This window comes from Arthrobacter sp. JSM 101049, from assembly GCF_041679245.1.
Taxonomy (GTDB): domain Bacteria; phylum Actinomycetota; class Actinomycetes; order Actinomycetales; family Micrococcaceae; genus Arthrobacter_H.
Genome location: NZ_JBGFFC010000003.1, coordinates 300838 through 326065, shown reverse-complemented (window position 1 = coordinate 326065; position 25228 = coordinate 300838). Strand labels below are relative to the sequence as shown.

27 protein-coding genes are annotated in these 25228 nt (G+C 70.0%); 12 read left to right on the top strand and 15 right to left on the bottom strand.

The genetic code is table 11. From position 1 onward, the window contains the following. Positions 1-44 precede the first annotated feature (44 nt). Entirely contained in the window at positions 45-2624 is a 2580-nt protein-coding gene (locus AB8M85_RS10965; RefSeq protein ID WP_372698852.1) for an ATP-dependent Clp protease ATP-binding subunit, read from the bottom strand. A 208-nt stretch (positions 2625-2832) separates the two neighbouring features. On the opposite strand from AB8M85_RS10965, the gene AB8M85_RS10960 reads away from it, so the two are divergent. Together AB8M85_RS10960 and AB8M85_RS10955 are read left to right on the top strand one after the other, a co-directional pair. Then, positions 2833-3222, top strand: coding sequence for a YidH family protein (locus tag AB8M85_RS10960; protein ID WP_372698851.1), 390 nt, complete (start codon positions 2833-2835; stop codon positions 3220-3222). Between the two features lie 7 nt (positions 3223-3229). After that, entirely contained in the window at positions 3230-3562 is a 333-nt protein-coding gene (locus tag AB8M85_RS10955; RefSeq protein WP_372698850.1) for a DUF202 domain-containing protein, read from the top strand. Here AB8M85_RS10955 and AB8M85_RS10950 read toward each other — a convergent pair. The 3 genes from AB8M85_RS10950 to AB8M85_RS10940 all read right to left on the bottom strand — a co-directional run bounded on the left by AB8M85_RS10950 (position 3555) and on the right by AB8M85_RS10940 (position 6564). Next, positions 3555-5030 (bottom strand): aldehyde dehydrogenase, encoded by a 1476-nt coding sequence (locus AB8M85_RS10950; RefSeq protein ID WP_372698849.1) that lies wholly within the window; start codon positions 5028-5030, stop codon positions 3555-3557. The two genes, AB8M85_RS10955 and AB8M85_RS10950, sit on opposite strands and share 8 nt — an antisense overlap. Before the next feature lie 151 nt (positions 5031-5181). Next, positions 5182-5610 (bottom strand): nuclear transport factor 2 family protein, encoded by a 429-nt coding sequence (locus tag AB8M85_RS10945; protein ID WP_372698848.1) that lies wholly within the window; start codon positions 5608-5610, stop codon positions 5182-5184. A gap of 99 nt (positions 5611-5709) precedes the next feature. Further along, positions 5710-6564, bottom strand: a complete 855-nt coding sequence (locus AB8M85_RS10940; RefSeq protein ID WP_372698847.1) for an MOSC domain-containing protein — start codon at positions 6562-6564, stop codon at positions 5710-5712. Between the two features lie 77 nt (positions 6565-6641). Here AB8M85_RS10940 and AB8M85_RS10935 point away from each other — a divergent pair, with 77 nt between their 5' ends. Beyond that, on the top strand, positions 6642-7646 hold the full coding sequence (locus tag AB8M85_RS10935) for a YdcF family protein (protein ID WP_372698846.1): 1005 nt from the start codon (positions 6642-6644) through the stop codon (positions 7644-7646). 23 nt (positions 7647-7669) lie between these two features. On the opposite strand, the gene AB8M85_RS10930 is transcribed toward AB8M85_RS10935, so the two are convergent. Both AB8M85_RS10930 and AB8M85_RS10925 read right to left on the bottom strand, forming a co-directional pair. Then, positions 7670-8275: a DinB family protein gene (locus AB8M85_RS10930; RefSeq protein WP_372698845.1), complete on the bottom strand. Its 606-nt coding sequence runs from the start codon at positions 8273-8275 to the stop codon at positions 7670-7672. Between the two features lie 44 nt (positions 8276-8319). Beyond that, entirely contained in the window at positions 8320-8949 is a 630-nt protein-coding gene (locus AB8M85_RS10925; RefSeq protein WP_372698844.1) for a DinB family protein, read from the bottom strand. Positions 8950-9010: 61 nt separating this feature from the next. Here AB8M85_RS10925 and AB8M85_RS10920 point away from each other — a divergent pair, with 61 nt between their 5' ends. Together AB8M85_RS10920 and AB8M85_RS10915 are read left to right on the top strand one after the other, a co-directional pair. Beyond that, positions 9011-9991 carry a helix-turn-helix transcriptional regulator gene (locus AB8M85_RS10920; protein WP_372698843.1) on the top strand — a complete coding sequence of 327 codons (981 nt, stop codon included), beginning with the start codon at positions 9011-9013 and terminating at the stop codon, positions 9989-9991. A 94-nt stretch (positions 9992-10085) separates the two neighbouring features. After that, positions 10086-11345: a glycoside hydrolase family 3 N-terminal domain-containing protein gene (locus tag AB8M85_RS10915; protein ID WP_372698842.1), complete on the top strand. Its 1260-nt coding sequence runs from the start codon at positions 10086-10088 to the stop codon at positions 11343-11345. On the opposite strand, the gene AB8M85_RS10910 is transcribed toward AB8M85_RS10915, so the two are convergent. Next, a complete protein-coding gene (locus AB8M85_RS10910) occupies positions 11329-12573 on the bottom strand; it encodes an alpha-hydroxy acid oxidase (RefSeq protein WP_372698841.1) in 1245 nt (414 codons plus the stop codon). The genes AB8M85_RS10915 and AB8M85_RS10910 overlap by 17 nt on opposite strands. Positions 12574-12621: 48 nt before the next feature. Continuing rightward, positions 12622-14013 (bottom strand): MFS transporter, encoded by a 1392-nt coding sequence (locus tag AB8M85_RS10905; RefSeq protein ID WP_372698840.1) that lies wholly within the window; start codon positions 14011-14013, stop codon positions 12622-12624. 127 nt (positions 14014-14140) lie between these two features. Between AB8M85_RS10905 and AB8M85_RS10900 the strand changes: the two genes are divergently transcribed. Further along, on the top strand, positions 14141-14803 hold the full coding sequence (locus AB8M85_RS10900) for a GntR family transcriptional regulator (protein ID WP_372698839.1): 663 nt from the start codon (positions 14141-14143) through the stop codon (positions 14801-14803). On the opposite strand, the gene AB8M85_RS10895 is transcribed toward AB8M85_RS10900, so the two are convergent. Both AB8M85_RS10895 and AB8M85_RS10890 read right to left on the bottom strand, forming a co-directional pair. After that, positions 14800-15849 carry a glucose 1-dehydrogenase gene (locus tag AB8M85_RS10895; protein ID WP_372698838.1) on the bottom strand — a complete coding sequence of 350 codons (1050 nt, stop codon included), beginning with the start codon at positions 15847-15849 and terminating at the stop codon, positions 14800-14802. The two genes, AB8M85_RS10900 and AB8M85_RS10895, sit on opposite strands and share 4 nt — an antisense overlap. A gap of 65 nt (positions 15850-15914) precedes the next feature. Continuing rightward, positions 15915-16112: a DUF2795 domain-containing protein gene (locus AB8M85_RS10890; RefSeq protein ID WP_372698837.1), complete on the bottom strand. Its 198-nt coding sequence runs from the start codon at positions 16110-16112 to the stop codon at positions 15915-15917. Between the two features lie 244 nt (positions 16113-16356). On the opposite strand from AB8M85_RS10890, the gene AB8M85_RS10885 reads away from it, so the two are divergent. Continuing rightward, positions 16357-17112 carry a ZIP family metal transporter gene (locus AB8M85_RS10885; protein ID WP_372698836.1) on the top strand — a complete coding sequence of 252 codons (756 nt, stop codon included), beginning with the start codon at positions 16357-16359 and terminating at the stop codon, positions 17110-17112. Between the two features lie 22 nt (positions 17113-17134). Here AB8M85_RS10885 and AB8M85_RS10880 read toward each other — a convergent pair whose 3' ends face one another. Further along, positions 17135-17338 carry a hypothetical protein gene (locus tag AB8M85_RS10880; RefSeq protein WP_372698835.1) on the bottom strand — a complete coding sequence of 68 codons (204 nt, stop codon included), beginning with the start codon at positions 17336-17338 and terminating at the stop codon, positions 17135-17137. A 148-nt stretch (positions 17339-17486) separates the two neighbouring features. Further along, positions 17487-18401: an SGNH/GDSL hydrolase family protein gene (locus tag AB8M85_RS10875; protein WP_372698834.1), complete on the bottom strand. Its 915-nt coding sequence runs from the start codon at positions 18399-18401 to the stop codon at positions 17487-17489. Between the two features lie 534 nt (positions 18402-18935). On the opposite strand from AB8M85_RS10875, the gene AB8M85_RS10870 reads away from it, so the two are divergent. Then, positions 18936-19487 (top strand): dihydrofolate reductase family protein, encoded by a 552-nt coding sequence (locus AB8M85_RS10870; RefSeq protein WP_372698833.1) that lies wholly within the window; start codon positions 18936-18938, stop codon positions 19485-19487. A 55-nt stretch (positions 19488-19542) separates the two neighbouring features. Next, on the top strand, positions 19543-19995 hold the full coding sequence (locus tag AB8M85_RS10865; RefSeq protein WP_372698832.1) for a YkvA family protein: 453 nt from the start codon (positions 19543-19545) through the stop codon (positions 19993-19995). An 88-nt stretch (positions 19996-20083) separates the two neighbouring features. On the opposite strand, the gene AB8M85_RS10860 is transcribed toward AB8M85_RS10865, so the two are convergent. Both AB8M85_RS10860 and AB8M85_RS10855 read right to left on the bottom strand, forming a co-directional pair. Further along, positions 20084-20863 carry a VOC family protein gene (locus AB8M85_RS10860; RefSeq protein ID WP_372698831.1) on the bottom strand — a complete coding sequence of 260 codons (780 nt, stop codon included), beginning with the start codon at positions 20861-20863 and terminating at the stop codon, positions 20084-20086. Between the two features lie 88 nt (positions 20864-20951). Then, complete coding sequence (locus AB8M85_RS10855) at positions 20952-21986, bottom strand: hypothetical protein (protein ID WP_372698830.1); 1035 nt, start codon at positions 21984-21986, stop codon at positions 20952-20954. Positions 21987-22059: 73 nt separating this feature from the next. On the opposite strand from AB8M85_RS10855, the gene AB8M85_RS10850 reads away from it, so the two are divergent. The 3 genes from AB8M85_RS10850 to AB8M85_RS10840 are packed head-to-tail and all read left to right on the top strand — an operon-like array spanning position 22060 to position 24264. Further along, positions 22060-22698, top strand: a complete 639-nt coding sequence (locus AB8M85_RS10850; RefSeq protein ID WP_372698829.1) for a hypothetical protein — start codon at positions 22060-22062, stop codon at positions 22696-22698. A gap of 49 nt (positions 22699-22747) precedes the next feature. Next, the gene (locus AB8M85_RS10845) at positions 22748-23872 is read left to right on the top strand and encodes an NYN domain-containing protein (RefSeq protein WP_372698828.1); all 1125 of its coding nucleotides are present in this window, start codon (positions 22748-22750) and stop codon (positions 23870-23872) included. A gap of 26 nt (positions 23873-23898) precedes the next feature. Then, positions 23899-24264, top strand: coding sequence for a hypothetical protein (locus AB8M85_RS10840; RefSeq protein WP_372698827.1), 366 nt, complete (start codon positions 23899-23901; stop codon positions 24262-24264). Here AB8M85_RS10840 and AB8M85_RS10835 read toward each other — a convergent pair. Then, complete coding sequence (locus AB8M85_RS10835; RefSeq protein ID WP_372698826.1) at positions 24237-25151, bottom strand: LysR substrate-binding domain-containing protein; 915 nt, start codon at positions 25149-25151, stop codon at positions 24237-24239. The genes AB8M85_RS10840 and AB8M85_RS10835 overlap by 28 nt on opposite strands. Positions 25152-25228 lie beyond the last annotated feature (77 nt).

Genomic DNA, 25228 nt, shown 5'->3' with positions numbered 1-25228 from the left:
CGGGACCTGGAGAACAGGTTCCGGGGGCGTTCGCCGTCCGGCGGCTACGCGGCCAGCGCCGCGTGCCCGGCGGAGCCGGTGACCAGCAGCCGGTCGCCCTCGGCAGCCACCGTGACGGATCCGCCGTCGTGCACTTCTCCGGTGACCAGAAGGTCGGCGATGGCGTCGTCGACCTCGCGCTGGATCACCCGGCGCAGCGGACGGGCGCCGTACTCGGGTTCGTAGCCGTGCTCGGCGATCCAGTCCACCGCGCTGTCCTCGGCCGTGAACGTGATCCCCTGGGCCGCCAGCCGGGTCTCGGTGGCGCGCAGCTGCAGCCCGACGATCCGGCGCAGCTCGGCCTTCTCCAGCTTGCGGAAGAGCACGATCTCGTCGATCCGGTTCAGGAACTCCGGCCGCATCGTCTCGCGCAGCCGGCCCATGACGCGGTCGCGCAGTGCCTTCTCCGATCCGAATCCGTTGGCGTCCCCGGACTGCGGGGTGAAGCCCATGGCCCCGGTCTTGCTGGCCAGGAACTCCGAGCCCAGGTTGCTGGTCATGATGACCACCGTGTTGCGGAAGTCGACCGTGCGGCCCTGCCCGTCGGTCAGCCGCCCGTCGTCCAGGACCTGCAGGAGCAGGTTGAACACGTCCGGGTGCGCCTTCTCGACCTCGTCGAGCAGCACCACCGAGTACGGGTTGCGGCGCACGCGCTCGGTCAGCTGCCCGGCCTCGCCGTAGCCGACGTACCCCGGAGGGGCACCGACCAGCCGCGAGACGGTGTGGCGCTCGCCGAACTCGCTCATGTCGAAGCGCAGCATGGCCTCCTCGTTGCCGAACAGTGATTCGGCCAGTGCCTTGGCCAGCTCCGTCTTGCCCACGCCCGTCGGGCCGAGGAACAGGAAGCTGCCCACGGGCCGGCCGGCGTCGCCCATGCCGGTGCGGTTGCGCCGGACCGACTTGGCGATCACCGAGACGGCGTCGTCCTGCCCGATCACCCGGGCGTGCAACTCGTCCTCCAGCTTGGCCAGCCGGGCGCGGTCGCCCTCGGTCAGCCGCGAGGCCGGGATGCCGGTGGCGCGGGAGATGATCTGGGCGATCTGCTCCTCGTCCACTGTGTTGCTGCCGCCGGCCTCCGGGGTCGGTGCCGCGGAAGTCGCGGCCTCAAGCCGGCCGGTGAGTTCGCGGATCTCGTCGCGCAGGCGTCCGGCGTCCTCGAAGCGTTCGGAGGTGACGGCGTCGTTCTTGCGTGACTCCAGCTCCGCCAGCTCGGTGCGGAGGGCCTCGGTGTCCACCTTCGGGCCGCGGCGCAGGCTCAGCCGGGCGCCGGCCTGGTCGATCAGGTCGATGGCCTTGTCCGGCAGGAACCGGTCGGTCAGGTAGCGGGCCGAGAGCTCGACGGCGGCACGCAGGGCCGCGTCGGTGTAGGCCACGCCGTGGTGCTCGGCGTAGCGGCCCTGCAGGCCGGCCAGGATCTTGACGGCGTCCTCCTGGGAGGGCTCGCCGACGGTCACCGGCTGGAAGCGGCGCTCGAGGGCCGGGTCCTTCTCGATGGTGCGGTATTCGCCGAGCGTGGTGGCGCCGATCAGCCGCAGCTCGCCACGGGCCAGCCGCGGCTTGAGGATGTTGCCGGCGTCCATGCCCCCGCCTTCGCCGGAACCCCCGGCGCCGACGACGGTGTGCAGCTCGTCGACGAAGACGATGAACTCGCCCTCGTGGGCGGCGATCTCGTCCATGGTCTTGGTCAGGCGCTCCTCGAAGTCACCGCGGTAGCGGGTTCCCGCGAGCATGCCCGGCAGGTCCAGGGAGATCACGCGCTTGCCGTGCAGCTGGGCCGGGACCTCGTCGGCCACGACTGCCTGGGCCAGGCCCTCGACGACGGCGGTCTTGCCGACGCCGGCCTCGCCGATCAGCACCGGGTTGTTCTTGGTGCGGCGGGCCAGGATCTCGATGGTCTGCTCGATCTCCTCCTGCCGGCCGATGACCGGGTCGAGCTTGCCCTCGGAGGCCAGGGCGGTCAGGTCGGTGCCGTAGGTCTCCAGCATCGGGGTTTCCGAACCGGAAGCCGGCTGGCCCGCGGTGGGCGACCCGTTTGCGCCGGGGGCGGTTGCCTGCTGGGCGGCGGCGCCGATGTGCTGCAGGGATTCGGGGGTGACGCCCGAGACGGCCAGCACCTGGCCGGCGGGGGAGTCCTGGTTGAGCACGAAGGCGACGAACAGGTGCTCCGGGTCGATGTAGGTGGAGCCGAAGGCGCGGGCGACCTGGCGGGCGTCCAGCAGGGCACGCTGGGCGGAGGCCGTCAGGGAGGGGGCACCGCCGTCGTACCGGCTGGACGACTGCGGCAGGCGCTGCTCGGCATCGCGGATGATCGCCGCGACGTCGATGCCCGCGGCCTTGAGCTGGGCAGCAGGGCCCTCCTGGTCGAGCATGACGCGCAGCAGGTGCAGGGCGTCGAGTTCGGCATGGCCGTGCTCGGCGGCAAAGCCGGCGGTCTGCGCGAGCAGCTCGTGCGTGCGGCGGCTGAGCAGCCGGGTGATGTCGATCGGGCGGCCCGCCTGCGCGGCCCGCTGGCCCTGCAGGTAGCGGGCCAGGAAGTCATCAAATGAGCCGTTGCCCGACCCGTATGGTCCGAAGAACGTTGGCAAGTGATCCTCCAAATGGAACTTGAGTGCCTTGCGCTCAAGTATGTAGTTGAGCGAATGTCACTCAAGTTAACGTCGGGGACGCTGGTTTATTCCAGCACGGCGGCCGTGACACGAACCACGGTCCCCGGCAGGCCTGTCGGTAGGCTGTTGGCAACGACGAATCGCCGGCGACGGCCAGACGTCGGCAAGGACGAACGGAAGGACGACAGTGGCCGAAGCAGACGATCCAGCGGCACGCGGATGGCTGGCCCGACGGGTCCTGCCCGGCGGCGACGAGCCGGATCCGCGGTTCACGCTCGCCAACGAGCGGACGTTCCTCGCCTGGATCCGCACCTCGCTGGCCTTCCTGGCCGGGGGCATCGCCCTGGAGGCCTTCGCGTTCGACGCGTTCCCGCCGGACCTGCGCAAGGCCATCTCCATCATGGTCATCTGCATCGGCCTGCTCATCAGCGCCGGTGCCGTCTTCCGGTGGCTGCGCGTCGAGACGAGCATGCGCCACCACCGGCCGCTGCCGTTCCCGGCGATCGTGCCCGTGCTGGGGTTGGGCGGCGCGCTGGCCGCCGCGGTGATCGTCATCGTCATCGCGGTGGCGGGCTGAATCGGACATGTCCGCACCGCTGACCCGCGCCCACGACGACCCCGGCCTGCAGCCCGAGCGCACCGTGATGTCCTGGGGCCGGACGACGCTCTCGCTCTTCGTGGTCAGCGCCGTCTTCCTGCGGTGGATGCCGCACTACGGGTTGCCCATCCTGCTGCTGGTGGTCCTCGCCGCCGGCGGGGCGCTGGCGATCTACACCACCCAGCGGCGCCGCTACCACACGCGGGCGCAGGGGATCGCCGCCGGCCGGTTCGCCGCCGATGCCGCAGCCGTGTTCTTCACCGCAGGGGCGGTCTTCGTGCTGGGCCTCCTGGCCCTGCTGGTCGTCCTCGCTACCTGATGGTCAGCCAGATCGTCTTGAGCTGCGTGTACTGTTCCAGGGCCTCGAGCCCGTTGTCGCGTCCGCCGAAGCCCGAGGTCCGGTAGCCGCCGAACGGCGTGGTGATGTTGCCCTCGCTGTAGCCGTTGATCGCCACCGTCCCGGCCCGCACGCCACGGGCCAGCCGCACGGCCCGGTCGATGTCGCGCGACCAGATGGTCGCCGCCAGCCCGTACTCGGTGTCGTTGGCCATCCGCAGCGCCTCGGCCTCGTCGTCGAACCCGATGACGGCGACCACCGGGCCGAACACCTCCTCGCGGGCGATCGGCAGGTCCGGGGCAACGTCGTCGATCACGGTCGGTGCGATGTACCAGCCGCCGGTCTCGGCGAACAGGGCCTCGCCGCCGGTGACGATCCGGGCGCCTGCGGACCGTGCGCCGTCGACGTAGCCGAGCACCCGCTCCAGCGCCGAGGCCTCGATCAGCGGCCCGGTGACGGTTTCCGGCGAGGACGGGTCGCCGACGGTGCGGACCGTCGCCTGCCGGGCGAGTTCGTCGACGAAGTCGGAGCGGATCGACTCGTGGACCAGGATCCGCGAACCGGCGGAGCAGTTCTGCCCGGAGGCCCAGAACGCCGCCTCCGCCAGGTCCTCCGCGACCTCGGGGAGCCGGTCGGCATTGTCGGCCAGCACGATCTGCGGGGACTTGCCCCCGCACTCCAGGGCGATGTTCTTCAGGTTGCTGTCCGCCGAGTAGCGCAGGAATTCGCGACCGATCTCGGTGGACCCGGTGAACGTGATCATGTCGACGTCCGGGTGCAGCCCCAGCGCCCGTCCGGCAATGTGCCCCAGGCCCGGGATGACGTTGAAGACGCCGTCGGGCACCCCGGCCTCGGTGGCCAGTTCGGCAATCCGCAATGTGGACAGGGAGGCGAGCTCCGGCGGCTTGACCACCAGGGAGTTGCCGGCGGCCAGCGCGGGCGCCATCTTCCACGCGAGCATGGCCGCCGGGAAGTTCCACGGCAGCACGGCGCCGACCACGCCGATCGGTTCGCGCACGATCAGCCCGAGCTCCCCGGAGCCGGTGGGCGAGACCTTGCCGAAGACCTTGTCCACGGCCTCGGCGTACCAGCGGATGGTGCCGATCGTGTCCGGTATATCGAATTCGTGGCAGTTGGCGATCGGCCGTCCGGCGTCGACCGATTCGAGCAGGGCGAGCTCGTCGGTGGCCGCCTCGATGAGGTCGGCCAGGCGCAGCAGCACGGCCTTGCGCTCTGCCGGATTGGTCTGGCTCCACGTCCCCGCCTCGAAGGCGGCGCGGGCACTGGCCACCGCGGTGTCGACGTCCTCGGCACCGCAGGCCGCGACGTCGGTGATCTTCCGCCCGGTGGCCGGGGCGAGGGACTCGAAGGTCGCCCCGTCGGCAGCGGGGCGGAACCTTCCGTCGATGTAGGCGCCGGTGCGCAGGGATTCTGTGGGGATCTCGGCCATGGTGCGACTCCGTCCGGGCTCGGTTGCTGCGTTGTCCCCGATGCTAGTGGCGACGGCCCCGGGAAGCCATGGCCGGCGGGATCGGGGCGCTGTCGCAGTCAGCTGTCGCCGTCAGCGGAGCCGGCAGGACGGTCCGGGGAGCCCGCGGCGGCTATCGTCCCGGCGCATCGTGCGGACTGTCAGACGGATCGGCGCCGAAGGTGTCGTTGACGAGCTGGGTGTCCATGTACTCTCGGACCTCCGTGATGAGGTCGCCGGTAAACGTGAGGACCCAGCAGTAGTTGTTGTTGTACGGGTGGCCGTCAGGTGTCCGGCTGCGCCCGACATGTTCCACCACCACCTGGTCTCCGTCGGCCAAGATCCGGTGGATGTGGCCCCTGGACGCATCGGCCAGGGTTGCATCGACTCCGCCGAACAATTCGTTCAGCACGCTGCCCTTGCCCTCGAAGGTCCTGGACCACCTGTCCACGCCCATCCACCGCCAGGTGACGTCCACGGCCATCGCGTCGAGTAACGGCCTCCGGTCCCCGGCGCGCGCCAGGGCGTCCATGATCTTCCGGGTCCGTTCCTTGTTGTCCATGTGACCGATCATGGGCCGTCCGGGCGGCGACCACAAGCAGTCCCCGGGATCCATCCCGCGAGGCCCTGCGGATCCCGGAAGCAGTGCGGGCCTATCGATCTACTCCAGGACGACGGCGGTGCCCGGAACCAGGGTGCCGCCGCTACGCACGTGCGCGTAGACGCCCATGTTGGTGTGGCCGAAGGCCTCGTGGAGCGTCGTCAGGACCGGCAGGTCGCGCCGCGCCGAATCGAGGCCGACCTCGGTGGCCGCGCACCGGGCGATCTCCTTGAACACGTCCAGCCGGACACCTCCGGCCGCCAACTCGCTGCCGAGCCAGTCGCGTTCGGCGAAGGGCTCGAGTCCGTCGAGGTAGATGTTGGCGCGGAAGCGCAGCGGATCGACCTCCATCCCGGCGGCACGGGCCAACTCGCGCACCGAGGCCAGGTTGATGATCGAGACGGCCTGCATGTCCGCGGGGTCGTCGCTGCGCAGCAGGTCCGGGAAGCGGCGTCCGGGCTCCTCGGCGAAGACCGGCTGCCTGTCCGCGGGCAGCCCCAGCAAGGTGGCGATGCACGCGGTGAACGAGGCCCGGCCCGCAGCGGTGGACAGGTCCGCGCGCAGGAGGGGGCCGCCGTCGTGCCCGGCACCGCCGTCGTGCCCTGCGCCGGGAAGGGCGGTGGAGATGCCCGCGATGGAGCGCAGCTCCACGGTATCGATGTCCGGGAAGTACTCGCTGCGCACCCCGGCCAATGCCGGTTCGCGCATCAGGACATGGAACTCGCGCTTGCCCAGGTCCTGCCGGGCGCCGGGGACGTAGCGGCCGTCCGCGCGGGCGAGAGCGTATTTGCGGTCGTGCGCGATGCCGTGCCCGGAGGCCAGGGTGGCCGCGTCCAGCCGCTGCGGGCTCAGCCCCTTGATGGGGTAGTAGTAGAGCGACTCGATGGTGGGCCCGGGGCCGGCGGTCTGCAGCACGGGCCCATTCTATGCGGGTGCGCCAGCTGCGTTGCCCGTGCCCCAGGCGGGGTGGGGCGGTTGCGTAGGCTGGAAGCGTGACCTCACTGATCCTGGCCGCCCTGCTCGCCGTTCTCTACCTCTGGCTGCGCCGCAAGGACCGGAGGATGCTGCGCAACGGCGTGGTGCTGGTCGCCGCGATCTGGTTCGGCGTCGGGGGAGCGTTGCAGATCCTCATCCAGTGGTTCCCTCCGCTGGAGTACCTCTGGTTGGCCGTCCTGGCATTGGCGCCGCTGGCGGTGCTGGTGCTGGCGGGGTTCCTCATCGCCAACGGGATCACCATGCTGCGCAGCGAGGGCCGCCGGCCGGGCAACCTGCTGACCCTGCTGCTGGGGGCCGCGATCCTCGCCCTGCCGGTGATCGCGCTGTACCTGGTCGTCTCGCTGAACCCGCTGGCCATCGGATTGGCGTTCCTGCTGTTCTTCCTGTGCAGCTACCTCGGGGTCGTCTTCGTCATCTTCCTGGCCTACGCCATCGCCTACGGGCGGATGGAGCACGACGTCGCCCCGGCGGCGATCACCATCCTGGGCTCGCGGCTCATCGGCGGGACGGTGCCGCCGCTGCTGGCCAGCCGGCTGGACAAGGCGGTGGAGCTGTACCGGGACGCGCCCGAGCCCAAGCCGCTGCTGATCCCCTCGGGCGGGCAGGGTGCCGACGAGAGCCGCCCCGAGGGCGAGGGCATGGCCGAATACCTCCGCCGGGCCGGGATCCCGGCCGGCGACGTCGTGCCGGAGAACCGGGCCCGCACGACACGGGAGAACCTGCGCTTTTCCCGGGCCGTGCAGGAGGAGGCGGGCCGGCCCGGCGCGCAGCTGGTGGTCACGAACAACTACCATGTGCTGCGCGCCGCGCTGCTGGCCCGCAAGTACGACGTCGATGCCCAGGTGGTGGGCTCTCCCACCGCCCGCTACTACGTCCCCAGCGCGTTCCTGCGTGAGTTCGTCGCCATCATCAGCGAGCACCGGGTGCTCAACGCCGTGCTGTGCCTGCCGTTCCTGGGCCTGTCCGCGCTGATGGTGGTCGCGGTCCTGGCCAACGTGTAATCAACGTGCGGCCCTGCGGGTCCCTACCGCGGGGCCGCCGCGGGCGACCACGGCTTCAGCCAGGCGGTCTCCGGCAGCCCGTCGGCCGCGGCCATGAGCTCGAACCAGGTGGCCCCGTCGAGGGATTCGCGCAGGATGTCTGCATGCCCGGCATGGCGGGCCTCCTCCTCGATCAGGTGCCCGAGCACCCAGCGGACCGACCAGGCCTCGATGTCCCGCGGGAACCACGGGGCGCTGCGCGGCACCGGCACCGCGGTGTCCAGGTCGGCCGCGGCGACGACGTCCCGGGTGGTGGCCTGCTGGTCGTCGAGGGCGGCGAGCAGCCCGGTCAGGGTCTCCTCCCCGGTCATGGTCCACTGTCCGGCATAGAGCGCCACGGCCTCCTCGAACGGGACGGCATCGGATGCCGGGCGGCCGGGTGCGGCGGCGATGCGCTCCACCCAGCTCGCCTCGCAGGCCGTGACGTGCTTGATCAGCGCGCCGATGGACATCGAGGAAACGGTGGGGGTCGACCGGGCCTGGTCGTCGGTGAGCCCGAAGGCGACGGTGCGCAGGTTCTGGCCCTGCTGGTCCAGGTAGGCCAGCAGAGAGGTCTTCTCGTCGGCAACGGGGCCGGGCATGGCGGGCATGGTGTGTCCTTTCGACAGGGGGTGGGTGGGGGCGTGCGCGTCGGTCAGTCGTCGTCGTGCGGGTGGCGGGGCAGATTGCGGTGCAGGTACAGGTCGCGCAGCAGCGCCATCTCGGCGCCGTGGTGGATCACCTCCCGGTGGATGTGCAGGACCAGGGTGGCCATCGGCAGGTGGGCGAACGGGCCTTCCGCCGGGCCGCAGGGCCGGGCGAGCGCGGCAGCGTCGAGGGAGCGGACCCCGGCGATCCAGCGGTCGTGGGCGTCGTCGAGCTGGGCGAGGGCACCGGCCGCGGTGCCCGCGTAACCGTGGGACTCGTAGGAATCTGCCGGTCCGCCGAAGTGGCTGGCGTTGCGGGCACCCAACACCCCGACCACCACGTGAGCCAGGCGCCACGCGATCGTGGTGACCGGCGGCGGCGTCGGCTCCGGGAAGGCGAAGTCGATGACGTGGTCGCCGCCGCCGGCGGTGACGGCGCCGGGCAGATCGGGCCCGGCCTGGCCGCGGGGCCTGACGGTCCAGCAGCCGGGAACCGGTTCCCAGAGGTACTCGTCGTCGGTGAGGCCCTCGAGCCGGGGCCGCAACTGGTTCTCCCAGTGCCAGGAGAGCTGTTCGGCCAGTTGGTGCGTCCAGCCGGGGGCGGGGACTGCTTCCGTGGGGTCTGTGGTGGTGTCCATGCGTCCAGTCTCCAACCTCTATAGGACAGGAACTGTCCGCTACCTGTGCGATGCTGGCCGCATGGACGAGACGATCGGACGGGTTCTGGGCCTGTTGAACCTGCTGCAGTCGCGTCCGGTGTGGACCGGCAGCGAACTGGCCGCCGAACTCGGGGTGACCACGCGCTCGATCCGCCGCGACGTCGAGCGCCTGCGCCGGCTCGGCTACCCGATCCGGGCGACCCAAGGGGTGGGCGGCGGGTACCAGCTCGGAGCCGGCCGTGCCCTGCCGCCGCTGCTGCTGGACGACGGCGAGGCGGTCGCCGTGGCGGTGAGCCTGCGTCTGGCCGCCGGCGGGTCAGTGGCCGGAGTCGGCGAGGCGGCGCTGCGGGCCCTGTCGAAGCTGGACCAGATGCTGCCGGCCCGGTTGCGGGCCTCGGTGGACGCCGTGGCCGGCTCCACGGTCTCGCTCGACGGCACCCGGGGCGGCGACGACATCGTCCCCTCCTCCCGGCTGCTGGCCCTGGCCCACGCCATCCGCACCCCCGAACAGGTCACCTTCGCCTACACCCCGGCGGGACCGGACGCTCCCACGGCCGAACGACGTGTCGAGCCCTACCGCCTGGTCTCCGCCGGGCGGCGGTGGTACCTGATGGCCTACGACCTGGTCCGCGAGGACTGGCGCACGTTCCGGCTGGACCGGATCGACGCCGTGCACGCCACCGGTTTCCGGTTCGCCCGCCGCGCGGCCCCCGATGCCGCCGGGTTCGTGCAGGCCGCCATCTCGCAGAACCCCTACGCCCACGTCGCGCGCATCCGGATCGCGGCACCGGCCGGGACCGTCCGCTCGCAGATCCCCGCCAGCGTGGCCGCCGTGGAGGCCGACGGGGACGACGCCTGCATCCTGACCGCCGGGGGCAACTCGCTGGAGTTCGTCGCCCTCCATGTGGCGCTGCTCGGCCACGTGGCCACCGTGCTGGACCCGCCGGAACTGGCCCCGGCGCTGAAGGACCTCGGCGCGCGGCTGGCCCGCATGGGCGGGACGGGGCCGGACCGGAACTAGACTTGGCACCGACCGAAGCACCGACCGAAGCACCGACCGAACCGCCACCGGGGCGCGACCACGGCGTCCACCGGAGCGAGCCGAAAGGGCCCACATGGGACAGCGCCTGAGGAATGCCGCCACCGCCGTGCTGATCTGCGCGGTCCTGCCCCTGGCAGCCTGCACGACGCCGGAACCCGGTTCCCCGGCGTCGGGCACCTCATCTTCCGGAACCTCCGGCAGCGGCAACCCGACCGGAAGTGGCAACCCCACCGGAAGTGCCACCGGCCCAGCGGCCCCGGCATCGCCGTCGTCCTCGGAGGATGTGGCGGATCCGGTGCAGGCCGCGGCCCGGGAGCGCCTCGAGGGGCTGACGCTGGAACAGCGGGTGGGCCAGGTCCTGATGATGGGGGTGCCGGCGACCGGTGCCGGCGCCTCCGGGCTGGCCATCCTGAAGCGGGAGCACGTGGGAAACATCTTCCTCAAGGGCCGCAGTTCGGCAGGCCTCGACGCCACCGCCGCCGCCGTGGAGGAGATCGAATCCGTCGTCTCGGAGAAAACCACCGGCGGCGTCGGGCAGTTCATCTCCACCGACCAGGAAGGCGGCCAGGTCCAGGTCCTCAAGGGCCCGGGCTACACGCGGATCCCGGCAGGCATCACCCAGGGCTCGTGGGATCCGGACGTCCTGCAGCGCCGGGCCGCCGGTTGGGGGAAGGAGCTCGCCGCGACCGGGATCAACGTCAACCTCGCCCCCGTCGCCGATACCGTCCCGGCCTCGATCGGCACGGCCAACGCCCCGATCGGCGCCTTCGGCCGCGAGTACGGGCACACCGCCGCGAGCGCGGCCGCGGGGGCCTCGGCCTTTGCCGCCGGCATGGAGGCCGCCGGGGTGCACCCGGTCATGAAGCACTATCCGGGCCTTGGGAAGGTCAGCCGCAACACGGACGTTTCGCACGGGGTCACCGACACCGCCACCACGCGCGACGACGCCTCGCTCCGGCCCTTCCAGACCGGGATCGACGCCGGCATCGACTTCGTCATGCTCTCGAGCGCCTACTACGCGAAGATCGACCCGGACCACCCGGCGGCCTTCTCGGACACGGTCATCAACGGCATGCTGCGCGGCGACCAGAGATTCGAGGGCATCGTCATCTCCGACGACATGTGCGACGCCGTCCAATTCCGCGACTGGAAGTACGCCACCCGCGCGAAGAAGTTCTTCGACGCCGGGGGGACCATGATGCTGTGCGTGGACCAGAAGGCCATCCCCTACATCGCCGACGGCCTCGTCGCCCAGGCGAAGGCCGACCCGGAATTCCGGCAGAAGATCGACGACGCGGCGCTGAAGGTCCTGGCCGTCAAAAACGGGCTGTAGCCCGCTCCGCCGTGCCGCGCGGATCGGCCCGCAGGTGCTGAGGGCCGAGCTCGGCGATGCTGGAGACGCCCAGCAGGGTCATGGTCACGCGCATCTGCTCCGCCAAGAGGTCCAAAGCGCGCAGGACCCCTTGCTGGCCCCCGGCCATGAGCCCGTACATGTAGGCGCGGCCAATCAACGTGAAGTCCGCCCCGGCACACAGCGCGGCGACGATGTCCCCGCCGGACATGATGCCCGAGTCGAGGATGATTTCGACGTCGGGACCCACCTCGGCGCGGACCTCCGCGAGAGCGTGCAGGCTGGCCGGGACCTGGTCCAGCTGACGTCCACCGTGGTTGGAGACCACCATGCCGTCGGCACCGGCGTCGAGGGACTTGCGGGCGTCCTGGGCGGTCAGCACCCCCTTGACGAAGAGCTTGCCGGGCCACACCGAGCGCAGCCAGCGCAGGTCCTCGAGCGACAGGGTGGGGTCGAACATCGAGTTGATGAGTTCCGGTAGCGCATGCGAGGTGCCGCTGAGCGAGGCGAACTTCAACGAATCCGTGGTCAGGAAGTTGAACCACCACCCGGGCCGGTAGGAGGCGTCGAGCAACGTCTTGACGTTCAGCCGAGGCGGGATGGTCATGCCGTTGCGCACATCGCGCAGGCGCTGCCCGGCGATGGCGGTGTCCACGGTGACCATCAGGGTGTCGTAACCGGCGGCAGCGGCTCGGTTGACCAGTTCGAGCGAGGCGTCGTGGTCGTTCCACAGGTATAGCTGGAACCATCGCCGTGCGTTCGGTTGGAAGGCGGCGACCTCCTCGATGGAACGCGTGCCCATGGTTGAGAGCGTGTAGGGGATGCCGGCGGCTGCAGCAGCGCCGACTCCGGCCTCTTCTCCTTCGCTGTGCATGAAGCGGGTGAATCCGGTGGGGGCGATGCCCACCGGCAGGGCCGAGTGGGCACCGGCGATGGTGGTGGACAGGTCCACGGCAGGATGTCCTGCCAAGATCGCCGGGCGCAGTTCGACGTCGTCGAAGGCCCGGCGGTTGCGCTGCAGCGTGATTTCCCGGCCCGCCCCGCCATCCACGTAGTCGAAGGCCGGCTTCGGCGTGCGGCGCCGGGCGATGCTCCGCAGGTCCCAGAGGTCGGCGGCCCGGGCCAGTCGGGTGGCACGGAAGCCCAGGCTGGGGCGTTCGAACTTCATCAGCGGACGCAGCTCGGAGAACTGGGGGAAATTGCGTTGCATGTACGGTCCTTCGGGGAAATGCGGAGGTCGGAGTGCCCGCGGGGCGGATCAGGCTTTCGGGTCGCGTGACGCGGTGGATGCAACGGCCGCGCCATGGCCGGAGGGTTCGACAGCGGCCTGGTTGCCCCGTCCGCGGGCGGCCAGCACAGCGACGAGCGAGACCAGGCAGCAGGCCGAGAGGTAGGCGGCAGCGGCCCAGCTGGCTCCGTTGGCCCAGGTGATGAGGGCCAGAGCGATGAGCGGGCTGAAGCCGGCGACGAGTGCGCCGTTGAGTTCGCGGGCGACGGCGACCCCGGAGAAGCGCGACGCCGTCGGGAAGAGGTTGGTCAGGAAGGCGCCCTGCGAACCGGACGTCGCGCCGATCACGCAGCCGTACCCGACGGCGATCGCGATCGTCGCCCGCAGGGTGCTTCCGCTCTCCAAGGCGGCGAAAAGCGGGAAGGCGAAAAGCAGCCCGGCGGCCGCGCCAAAGGCCATGACACGGCTGGCGCCGAAGCGGTCGCTCGCCCAGCCGCCGACGGGCGCGCCGAGGATGCCGAAGACGGAACCGATGGTCACCGCCAGCAGAGCGTCGCTGGCCGGCACGCCCACCGCCGGGCTGGTCATGAAGTTCAGCGCGAAGGCGGCCATGATGTAGTTCAGGGCGTTGTGGCCGGTGATCGAAAGAAATCCCAGCACGACGCCCGAGGTGTTGCTGCGGAACAGCTCGACCAGGGGCAGCTTGGCCTGCGCGGCCCGCTGCGAGGATTCGAGGGCATTCTGGTAGGCGGGGGTCTCGTCGAGGTTCTTGCGGATGTAGATGGCCACGAAGAAGAGCGCCGCCGACAAGAGGAAGGGCACACGCCATCCCCATGCCATGAACCCGTTGTCGGGCAGCCGGGAGAACAGGAAGAACGACAGAGTGGCCAGAACGATGCCCGCCGGCGGGGTGGCCAGCACCAGGGAGGTGTAGAAGCCACGGCGCCGTGCGGGCGCATACTCAGCGACCAGCGTCATGGCCCCGGCCAGCTCGGCTCCGGCGCCAAAGCCCTGCAGGCACCGCATGGCCACGAGCAACAAGGGAGCCCACGCCCCGATTGCCACGGCCGTGGGCAGCAGCCCGATGCACACGGTGGCGGCGCCCATGAGGATGACAGAGAGCAGCATCGCCGGCTTGCGGCCGAAGCGGTCCCCGACGTGGCCGATGACCACCCCTCCCAGCGGGCGGATGATGAAACCCACGGCGAAGGTGGCGAAGGCCGCCAGCGAGGCCGCCGAGGAGATGGCCTCGGGAAAGAAGAGCGGGCCGATGATGAGCCCGGCTGCGGCCCCGTACAGGCCGTAGTCGTACCACTCGATCACGGTGCCGATGATCGCGGCCGTCATGGCCTTGCGCAGCGACGGCCTGGACGCGGCGGCGCGTGCCGCGGGTCCGGCGTCGGGAAGATGGTTCCCAGTCACGAGTCCCCCTTGGTCGTGGTTGTCTTCCGGCCCGGGAATCCAGTGCGTGCTTGGTCCGGGCCAATCAAATATATTTCTAACATATTTGTGGAAGAGATCACAGGTCCCCGTGTGGAATGATGCTTGCATGACGCCATCGAGTCCACCCGGCACCCTGTATCACCGGCTGCGCGAGGGCATACTCACCGGGAGGTATGCCCCAGGGGAGCTGGTCTTCGAGGGGACGCTGGCGCAGGAATACGGCCTCTCCAAGACGCCCGTCCGCGAGGCCCTGCAGCTGCTGGCCGCACGGGGCCTGGTGACCGTCCTGCCCAAAAAGGGCTACATGGTGCGCACGATGGACTTCCAGGACGTGCGGGAGATCATGGACCTGCGCATGCTGCTGGAGCCGCACGCCGTCGAAGCGGCTGCCCGGGCCTGCGCCCCGGCGGTCATCGGCGAACTCCGCCGGTTCCTCGACGAGCAGTCCCGGCTACGGAACCGGCCGCTGGAGGCCATGGGCCAAGCGCAACAGTTCCACCTGACCCTGGCTCGGGCCGGGGGGAACGGCCGGGCGTTCGACGTGCTGCGGCAGGTCCTGGACGAGACGTCCCGGGCGCACCACGTGCTTCCGGCGCTGCAGTCCTACATGTCCACCGAGCAGGAACAAGCCGAACACGAGAAGATCTTCACTGCCGTCGAGGCAGGGGACGCCGAGGCAGCCGGCGAGTTGATGCGGGCACACCTGAAGAACATCAACGCCGAGATGCGTTCGGCCTCCATGGCCTCCGAGGGAAGCCTCTGGGGTTAGGGCTTGGCGACGTCGATGACGACCTTCACGTCGCCGTCGCGGTGCTCGAACGCCGTCGCGTAGTCCTTCATCGGGTGGCGTCGGGTGATCAGCCGTCCGAGCCAGTCCGCATCGGCCTTGGCCAGGGCCTCGGCTCCCTGCTCGTAGTGCCGCCGGTTGGCGTTGACGGTGCCGAAGACGACGTCGTTCTCCAGCACGGCCGTGCGGTTCATCGCGCCCACGTCCAGGGGGGTCTGTTTGCCGCTGCTGGACACGCCGGTCAGGCAGACGACGGCATTCTTCCCGTTGTTGGCGATGGCATCGACGATCACCGAGGGGACCCCGGTGCACTCCACGATGATCTCGGGTTCCAGACCCGAATCCGGCAGGGAATCGGTGTGGAAGGTGGCCCCCAGGTCCTTGACCAACCCCGGCTTCGGGCCTTCGTCGACGATGTCGAAGACATGGACCTCGTATCCGCGCTGGACCCCGAGCAACGCGGCGAGCAAGCCGACCGGGCCGGCGCCGGTGACCGCGACGACGTGCGGATCGAAGAACGCCCGCGAGCCGATCCGCTCGATCTGTTCCCAGGCCTTGGCCACAATCGTGGTCGGCTCCAGCAGGACGCCGACCTCGGCCAGGGACGAGTCCAGCTTGACCATGTCCTCGGGATCTCCGCGCCACTGCTCCCGTGCGAATCCGTCGAGGGACTTGATGCCGTGCTCGGTGTATTTGCCGTTCAGGCACATGTCCCACTCGCCGACGGCGCAGGCCGCACAGGGGACGGGATCCGGTCGGCGGACGATTCCGACGACGAGGTCCCCAGCGGAGAACCCGGAGTCGTCGGGGGCCTCCTTGACCCGGCCGAGGTTCTCATGCCCGATGACGAGCCGGTCCTTTCCCTCGGGTGCCGTGCCGTACTCGGCGTTGAGGATCTCCTTGTCGGTGCCGCACAGGCCGATGGACAGTGCCTCGACCAGTACGCTGCCCTGGGACTCCTCCGGGGCGTCCACGTCCTGCAGCGAGAGCGAATCCTTGGTTCCTGGTGTGAGGGACAGTGCCTTCATGATTCTCCTTCGATCGTCCCGAACGGCGCGAGCACAGCGCCGTGGTCAGTTCTCAAGCGTGGTGGTCAGTTCTCATTGGAGAAGGCCTCGTTGACCTCGACCGGGCTGGCGTATTCCTGGTCAGGAAGTCCACGTAGCGCGTCCAGGACCGAGTCGTCTGCCCTGTTGCGTTCGGCCGCGGACACCAGGTCCGCGACGGAGGCCGGATAGTCGACGCCGCCCAGGGCCTTCTGCAATTCGACGGGATTTGGTGCGTCGGACATTGATCCACTCCCTTGCTCGATTCCGGTGCGGGGCCGACGGATGCCAACCCATCCTGCGTTGACCGCGGGATGGGTTGGCGATGCCTGCCCCGGTGTTTTCAGTATTGCGCAGTTGGTGCACTGTGTCTCGGGTTCATGCGCCGGACCGGTGGCCGGGGTCGATGGCGCACGGACCGTTGTTGGCCGGTCACTTGGACATTATGTTGGTGGTAGAAGACACCCGTTTCGTTGGAGGAGGCACACCGTGCCCATGTGGCTGCTGGCCTGGATGTGGGGGACGATCGCCGGTGCCGCTTTGGTCGTCGGCTCGGCGCTGTCCTGGACCTGGACGATCCGGGCCAAACTGGTGTCCTCCATCATGGCCTTCGGCGCCGGCGTGCTGATCTCCGCGTTGTCCTTCGACCTGGTGGAGGAGGCGGCGAACGGGGGCGGTCTGTGGCCGACCGCCGGCGGATTCCTGGCCGGGGCGTTGGTCTACGTTGGCGCCAACGCCGTGTTGGAACGGCGCGGGGCCAAGCACCGGAAGCGCTCCGGCGGAAAGCAGCCCTCCGAACAGCAGCATCCCGGTAGCGGCACGGCGATCGCGATCGGGGCGCTGCTGGACGGCATTCCGGAGTCGGTGGTGTTGGGGCTGGGTCTGGTCAGCGGTGGTGCCGTGAGCCCGGCCATGTTGGCTGCCGTCTTCATTTCCAACGTCCCCGAGGGGCTCTCCAGCACCGCCGGCATGAAGAAGGCAGGACGCAGCGCAGGGTATGTCTTCGGCGTGTGGGGTGGCATTGCCCTGATCTCGGGCCTGTCCGCGCTCGTGGGATATGCCGCCCTCCAGAACGCGTCGGAGGGGCTCGTCGCGTTCATTACCGCCGTGGCCGCGGGCGCGATACTGGCGATGCTCGCGGACACGATGATTCCCGAGGCGTTCGAGGAGCACCATCTGCTCACCGGGCTGATTGCCGCACTGGGCTTCCTGGCCGCCTTCATCATCAGCAGCTTCGGGGGATAGGGCCGCGGCCAGCGGCCCGGCCCTATCCGCTCAGCGGCATCCGGGGGATGTTGGGCCGTCCATCGGGTCCCAGCCCGTAGGCTCTCGTCGCCAGCTTGTTCGCGAGATCCTCGTTGATCCGGTACTTGAATATGGGAGTTGCCGGTGTCTTGGCCGCCGCCGCTGCTGCACGTGCCGCCGGTGCCGTGATCTTTCCATGTGTCCGATGCCGTCTGAACATGCTCATGATGACCTCCTCGTCGAACCCACAAGTTGTCCTGACACTTCCAGAATACGCCGAAAATCCCCGGAATCCAGAGGCTCACGCGCTTCCGGAAGGGCGCAGGATGACTGTCCGCCCGCTTTGGGTTTCCCGGACGCGGGCGGACGGTCCGTCACCGGACCCGGTGGTGCAATCCGGCCCGATGCAGCACTGCCGGGTAGTAGCCCCGCAGGTAGCCGGTGGTGGTGGGGTGCATGTTGAAGGGGTCGCCCGGATTGGCCGTGTTGAAGTAGATCCAGGAAGTTGGCGAGCCCAGGCCATGCCGGTTGAAGGGACCGGCGACCGGGACGAACCGGGTGTGGGTCCGGCGCGTCGCGGCCCGGACGGCCCGGTTCAGTCCGTCGGCTATTCGGTTCAGCTGCCGGGCGTGCCGGGCGGTGACGAAGTCGTTGTCGCCGTATTGCGGTGAAAAGAGCCGGGGGTAGCCGAGCACGAGGATGCGGCCGGAGGTCGAGGCGTCGATCCGGCGCAGCGTGGTCCTGGCCGAGGCGGTGATGGACGGCAGCGTCTGACGGGCCATAGCGAGGGCCTGCCGGCAGGCCGCGTCACTTCCCAGGGTGCTGCAGGCCGTGATCAGTCCGGCGAGGTCCAGGTCGTTGCCACCCAGCGTCAGGGTCACCAGGTCGGCCGTTGCCAGTTGGGTTCGGACGGCACCAGCGATGGCGGTGATGTCCTCGGGGGTGGCCCCCGCGCAAGAGGCGTCGACGGTCAGATGCACCCCGGGCAGTGAGGCGAGCCGGGTGACATGGGATGGGCCGGTTCCCTGCAAGCAACCCGGGATTGGACCCGCCCTCAGTGTTCCCGAGCCGAAACCGGCAGAAAACGAATCACCGAGGTTGACGTACTGGACGTCCGGGGTATGCCGATGGGTGGGGTGCACCCGCCCGCCGGAGGCTGGGGTGAGGGATGCGTCGACGGCGACCGGGGCGGCGGCCTGGGCCGGAGCCATGCCGGCTCCAGCCAGGGCCAACGCCGCAAGTGCGGTGCCGAGCAGCGTGAGGATTCGAGGTGGTGTGGTGCGGGGCAATGGGACCAGATCCTTTACGTCTCCCCGTCGCGCTGTGGGCACCAGGGATGAACCCGATAATCGGGCGGCAATGTGCGGCAAGCCCGGCGGGCCACCGCATGGACCACCTCCAGATGGGCCATCCGCCGAGCCACGTTGCCGCGGGCCGGTGCCACATCGCGGCTGCAGGGGCAGGCGCGTGGTGTCATCCTAGATCGGCCCGGCGGGGGAAGGAAGAGCGCATACCCGTCCGGCGAGGAAGCCTCGAGCACCATTTTCCCGCGGCTCTGCACGCGGGGTCGGGCACGATCGGCAGCTTGGAGGCTGGCCACTGCCCAGAAGTGCATCGGAGGAAACCGCCGACGTCGTACGACAAGCATGCCGCCCCTCGATCTTCGACGACAGTGGCGATTCGGTGGCGCTGTGGCGTGCGCACGGCACGCTGCCAGGCGCGGTCGCGAAGTACTCCGGCCTGCCGCGCCTTGACGGCGACCGCGTCCCCGCAGATGATCGAGCAGGAACGGCGACAGTCCACGATTTCTTGAGGGAGGCAGCATGCGCGAGGTCAAGACCGGACTCTTCCAATCGGTCGACGGAGTCGTCGAGTCACCGAACCTCTGGCAGTTCGACAGCTTCGACGAGGAACTCGGTGCGGGCATGGGCACCATGATGACGCAAACCGACACCGTCCTGCTGGGACGCCGCAGCTATGAGGAGTGGGCCGGATACTGGCCGAACGCGGGGCAGGAGGACCCGTTCGCCTCATTCATCAACCCCGTCGAGAAGTTCGTCGCCTCCCGCACGCTCACCGGGGAACTGGCCTGGCAGAATTCCACGCTCATCCAGGCGCCGCTGGAGGACTTCGTCTGTGAACTGCGCCAGTCCGACGGCGGGGACATCTCCGTGTGCGGGAGCATCTCGGTGGTCCGGCAGCTGCTGTTCGCCGGGCTGCTGGATTCGCTGCTGCTGATGGTCCACCCGGTCATCGCCGGGGCGGGCAAGCACCTCTTCGAATCCGGTGACCCGGTGACCCGGCTGGTGCTGCAGGATTCGCAACAGACCAGCAAGGGCAACATGCTGCTCAGCTACGGCCGACACAGCAGTTGAGCACCCCGGGAACTCCGAGGCGGTGCATCACCCGGCAGCCGGCCGGCGCGGGCTCATGACGTGGACCGAAGCACTCGGGGGCGCCATCGGCGCCTTGGCGCTCGCCTACCTGGTGGCATTGGTGGCGATGCTCGCCTATGCCAGGCGCCATCCGGGGGTGCTGGGCCTGCGGGATACCTTGCGCTTCGTTCCCGACCTGCTGGTCCTCTTGAAGCGGATCCTCGGCGACCGGGCTACCGGGCTAACGCCGCGGATCCTGGTCGTCGTGCTGCTGTTGTACCTCGTCTGCCCGATCGACCTGGTTCCGGACTTCATCCCCGTGATCGGCTACGCCGACGACGTGCTGGTCGTTGCCTGGATCCTTCGCCTGGTGGTCCGCTCCGCCGGCCCGGCGCCGTTGCGGCGGCACTGGCCCGGGAACGATGCGGGTCTCAGCGCCATCGAACGCCTCGCCGGGTTGCCCGGACGACCGCCAGAGTCGGCGGAAGCGGCGGGGGAAGGACAGTGACCAGCCTCCGGGCAGCGGGGTGATGGCACCGCTTCTTCGCCATCGGGATCGAGGCCACGGGTTCCGGGTCCGAAGGCGTTCCGGCGGGTCAGCCGTGCTGCGGTGGCTCGATGATCTTGAACGAGGCCCCGGTCGGATCGGAGAGCGAGGCGACGCGGCCGAATGGGGAATCCCGGGGTGCGTCGACCACGCTCGCGCCGAGGCCGAGCGCCTGGGTGATGGCCGCTTCGGCGTCCTCGACCTGGAAGTAGACCTGCCAGGCGGCGGGATAGCCGGCATGCAGGAACGCCGTGGCGTCCAGGATGCCCGCAGAGGCCGTGCGCCCGGACCGGTCCGTCGTGTAGCGGAACTCGTCCGTGTCCGACATCGTGGCGGCTTCCCAGCCGAAGACCTTCCGGTAGAACTCGACCGTGTCGGGGTAGCAGCGGGCGTGGAGTTCATGCCAGGCCGGTGCCCCGGTGTCGCCGTGGACGCCGAACCCGGTGTGGGCGCCGGACTCCCAGGCGCCGACGGCTGCGCCGGCGGGATCCAGCAGCATCGCCATGCGTCCCTGTGCGGGGATGTCCATCGGCGGCAGGAGGACCTTGCCGCCATGTGCGGTGGCAGTCGCGACCGTGGCGTCGACATCCTCGACCCGCAGGTAGGTTGACCATCCATCGGGGGTGCCGGCCTCGCCGTCGTTCTCCATGAGCCCGGCGACCAGGTGGCCGTCCTTGGAGGCCAGGACGTACCCGCCATAGGTTTCCTGGTCGCCGGCCTCGTACGTCCAGCCGAAGAGCGTCGCGTAGAACGAGCGGGCGCGTTCGGGCTTCGAGGTCATCAGGTCGATCCAGCACGGGGAGCCGGGGCGGAGATCGGGTACGGGCATGGTGTCCTCCGGGATGGCGGTCGGTGTGGTGATTCTATGCCCGCCTGCCCTGCTGGGCCCATGGAGGAGCTTCGAATGGGCCAGGGCATCATCTCGCTGTAGGGGACCATTCGGGAGTCGTCCCCACCACCGGATTCGTCCATTCGACGGGATCGCCAGCTGGACGCAACACGTCGGCGAGCCAGTAGGTGGCGTCCGGGTCCCAGCCCGCGAGGATCGTCCGTCCATTGCCGGCATCGAGCGGCCGGCCCGCGGTGGTGAGGTATCCGGCCACGGTGAGGTGGACGCCGTCGTACTCGCGGGCCACGGCGGCGAAGTCGGGGATGAGCCAGGTGCCATCGATCCCGGTCGTCTCCCACGCCGTCTTCCGCCACGTCTGCGTCACCTCCAGAGGGTGCCGTTCCACCAGATCCACCCAGTCGGCCGGTCCGCGGATCTCCAGGATGCGGGCCGAGGGGACCGGCGCCAGCGGCCACACCCGGGCCCGATCCCACCCCGCACCGTCCTCCACCAGCAGCAGGCCGGCGGCACCGAGCCCCGGCAGCGAGCGGGTGGTGTGGACCAGTTGCGACAGCGCCGGCGTCGACCACCAGGAACTGCCGGGCCGCTTCTTCAACGAGCGGGTCCAGCGGGAGGCCGCCCGCTCCGACTCCACCGTCCGCCGGTGCCAGTCGGCCACGCGCCCCGTGGCGCCGGACAGCTGCGGTGCGGGCATGTCGGACTCGTCGATCCACTGCACGGCGCGCTGGCTTCCGGCCCCGATGCCGGAGGACCACCAGGACCCGGCGATCCGGCCGGATAGGATGTCGGCCACCGGCCCCAGGGCCGTGAGCATCGCCGGGATTGCAGCCAAGCCATCGGTCTCGTCCGGCGGCTGCCAGTAGGCGGCACGGTCGACGGCATCGGCCAGGGCCGTGAGCAGTGCGGCGTCCGGCGCCTCCGAGATGGAGCGCAGGACCTCGTGCGAACCGATGGCCGCACAGAGCTCGGCGCGCAGGGAAGCGTTGCCGGGGTCCCACGCGGACCGGAGGGACAGCGACCACAGGTCATCGGACAACCCGGTGACCGCGGCCAGACAGAACCGCCGGCCGCGGGGGCCCGCCAGCAGGTCGAGGCTCGTCATCCCCCGAGGCTACCTGCGGCTGCGCCGGAACCAACCCCTCCCGCCCGGAGCGCTGCTGACCTAAGGTGAAGCCATGGCCATCATCTACCGCGCACAGCTCACACCCGGCAAACAGGACGTCATCACCTCCTGGCTCGCCCGCCAGCCGTGGTCGGGGGTCTCCGAGGGCGAGGCGATCGAGCTGGTCGGCGCCTTCCGGTTCGACGACCCCGACGAGCATATCGGCATCGAAACGCACATCGTCCGCCGCTCCGACGGGCGGATCCTGCAGGTCCCGCTGACCTACCGCGGTGAGCCGCTGGAAGGCGCGGAGGACCATCTGGCCGGGGAGATGGAGCACTCGGTGCTGGGGCACCGCTGGATCTACGACGCGACCGGGGACCGGGTGTACGCGCAGGCGCTGGCGAGCACGATCCTGCGCGGGAAGTCCGGGGCCGACGTGTTCCTCGACGCGGACGGGACCCTCGTGCCGCAGACGAGCACCGTCGTCGTGCATGGGTTCGGGGACCCGGACAGCCAGGAACCGGAGGTCACCACGGTCAGCCCGGCGGTCGAGGACACCCCGGACGGGGGAGCCGTGTGCATCCTGACCACCGATACCGCATCGCTGGCCGTCTACTTCACGCCCCGTCCGGCCACGGGCGACGAGGGCCAGCTGACCGGCCGCTGGGACGGGCTCGGCGATTCGATGCTGCTCGCCGGGATCATGTGAGCCGCGCGGTCCCGCCGACGGCCCGACGGCGCCACGTAGGATTCCACTCATGACGACTCAGAGCGCGATCTTCGTGGATGCAGGGTTCCTCCTGGCCGTCGGCGGGCAGCACACGGCCGGCACGTCGCTGCGCTCGGCCTTCCGGGTGGGCTACGAGCAGCTCGTCGAGGGGATCGCCGCCATCGCCCGGGAGGATTGCGGGCTGCCGCTGCTGCGCACCTACTGGTACGACGCCTCGCGCGATGGCCTGTTCACCGACCAGCACAAGCGCATCGGCATGGTCGACGGCGTCAAGGTCCGCCTCGGCCGGATCTCCTACAGCGGCGAGCAGAAGGGCGTGGACCTGCGCCTGGCGCTGGACCTGGTGGGCCTGGCCCGCAGCGGCGCGGTCTCGGTGGTCTACCTCGTCTCCGGCGACGACGACCTGGCCGAAGCCGTCGAGGAGGCCCAGGACCTCGGCGTGCAGGTCAAGCTCATCGGGCTGCGCAAGCCCGAGACCCGCATCGGACTGGCCTCGGTGGCCGAACACCTGGCGCTGTGTGTCGACGGGATCGCCGAACTGCCCGCCGACCTGCTTGAATCGACCTTCACCCGCTCGGTGACCACCGGACCGCTGCCCGGTCCCGGAGTGCACTCGCTCCACGAGGTGGTCGCCGGGGCACACACCAGTACGACGGCGGATCCCGCCTCGCGTGCCCGGGTGGCAGCCGGTGCCGGGGCCGCTTCGACGGGCCACCCGGACACGGACCCTGCGGGAGCGCCGGCCCTCTCCCCGGCGGCGCCGATGCCCCGCCCCGTGCCCGGTCCCGGCCCTGGGCCCGGTCCCGGCCCCGCCCACGTTCCCGGTACGACCGGTGTACTGCCGCGCGTGCCGGCAAACCACCAGGGCGCCCGCGAGGCGCCGGCGGCGTCCGGGCACCCTGAGGCAGGTGACAGCGCCCTGCTTTCGGCCGTGGGCACCGTGGGCGCCAGCGTGGCCGACAACTGGTACGCCAACACGACCCAACGCGAGCTGATCGAGCTGCAGGCGGATCGTCCGCTGCTGCCGCCGGAGATCGACCGGGTGCTGCTCAAGGACTGCGCCCAGCAGATCGGCGAATGGAAAACCGACATCCAGGTGGTCCGCAGGGCGCTGCGCGCGGCGTTTTGGGACCGGCTCGACCAGTTGACCTGATCCCCCGACCGGCAGGAGGCCGAATCATGACCCAGCAGCCAGCACTACCGGCCTACCGACGCCTCTTCGCGGCCGTCGCGGTGGCCGTCGCGGCCGGGGTGGCCGTGATCATGGCGGGGACGCCGGAGAGCACGGCCAAGCTGTGGCTGGTCGGCGCGTGGATCGTCCTGGCGTCGCTGGCCACGGGCTGTGGCCTCAACCCGGCGTCGGTCCCGGCGGTGGTTGCCGTCCTGCTGCTCTGCGTCACCGTCGCGGTGCCCGTGGTGGCCTGGTTCTCGGGGGTCCGGGAGGGGCTCCTGTTGTCGCCGTTTGGCGCGTTGGCCTTCGCGTTCCTCGGGGTGGCGTTTTCGGGCAGGCCGTCGCGTCAGGAAGCGGGAGCGCCCTCCGCGTAGAGCTCCCGTGCCAGGTCGACCATGGCCCGGGCGCACCGCGAGGGCTGCACCGGCGCGGGCCAGACCAGCGAGACGTTGATCCGGCGGATGGCCGGGCTGATCGGCCGGACGACCAGTTCCCGGCCCTCGTAGCTTTGCGAGGAGGCGGGCTGCTGGACCAGGACGGCGTAGCCCATGCCGCGGGCCACCAGTGACCGGGTGACCTCGTAATCGGTGGTCCTGAAACGGATGCGCGGGCTGATCCCCGCGGTGGAGAACATCATCATGGTGTTTTCCCGGCTCGGGTTCACATCCAGCAGGATCATCGGCTCGTCGCCCAATTCGGCCAGGGCGATCGACTCCCTCGACGCCAACGGATGCGCGGCATCCAGCACCAGGCTCGGCGTCGCGTCGTAAAGGGGCAACCGTTCCAGGCCCGCCGGCAAAGACATGTCGTAGGCGACCGCCAGGTCGATGCGCCCGGTGAGCAGGCGCTCCTGGACGTCGTGCTGCGATCCGTCGAAGAAGTCCAACTCCACCAGCGGGTAGCGCCGCGAGTACTCGTCGATGAGCCGCGCCAGCACGGTGGGGGCCAACGTCAGGTAGCAGCCGAGCATGAGCGTGCCACGCAACTCGCCCCCGGCGTCGGCGGCGTGCAGGGAAAGGTCCTCCGCCGCATGCAGGATCCCGCGGGCCCGGTCCAGGACGTAGCTGCCCGAGGGGGTCATCGCCACGCCGTGGGCCTTCCGCCGCACGGTGAGCTGCGCGCCGAAGACGCGCTCCAACTCGTTGACGGCCCCGGCGACGGCCGAGGCGGAGAGGTGCAGTGCGTTCGCCGCAGCGGTGATGCTTCCGTGTTCGGCCACGGAGACGAAGCACTCCAATTGGCGCAGCGTGTAGCGCGGCATCAAACACCTCGGTTCAAGTGTGGATATAGAGCTGTTTATTGCACTTTACCGTGCATATGCCGCCGGTCACACTGGAA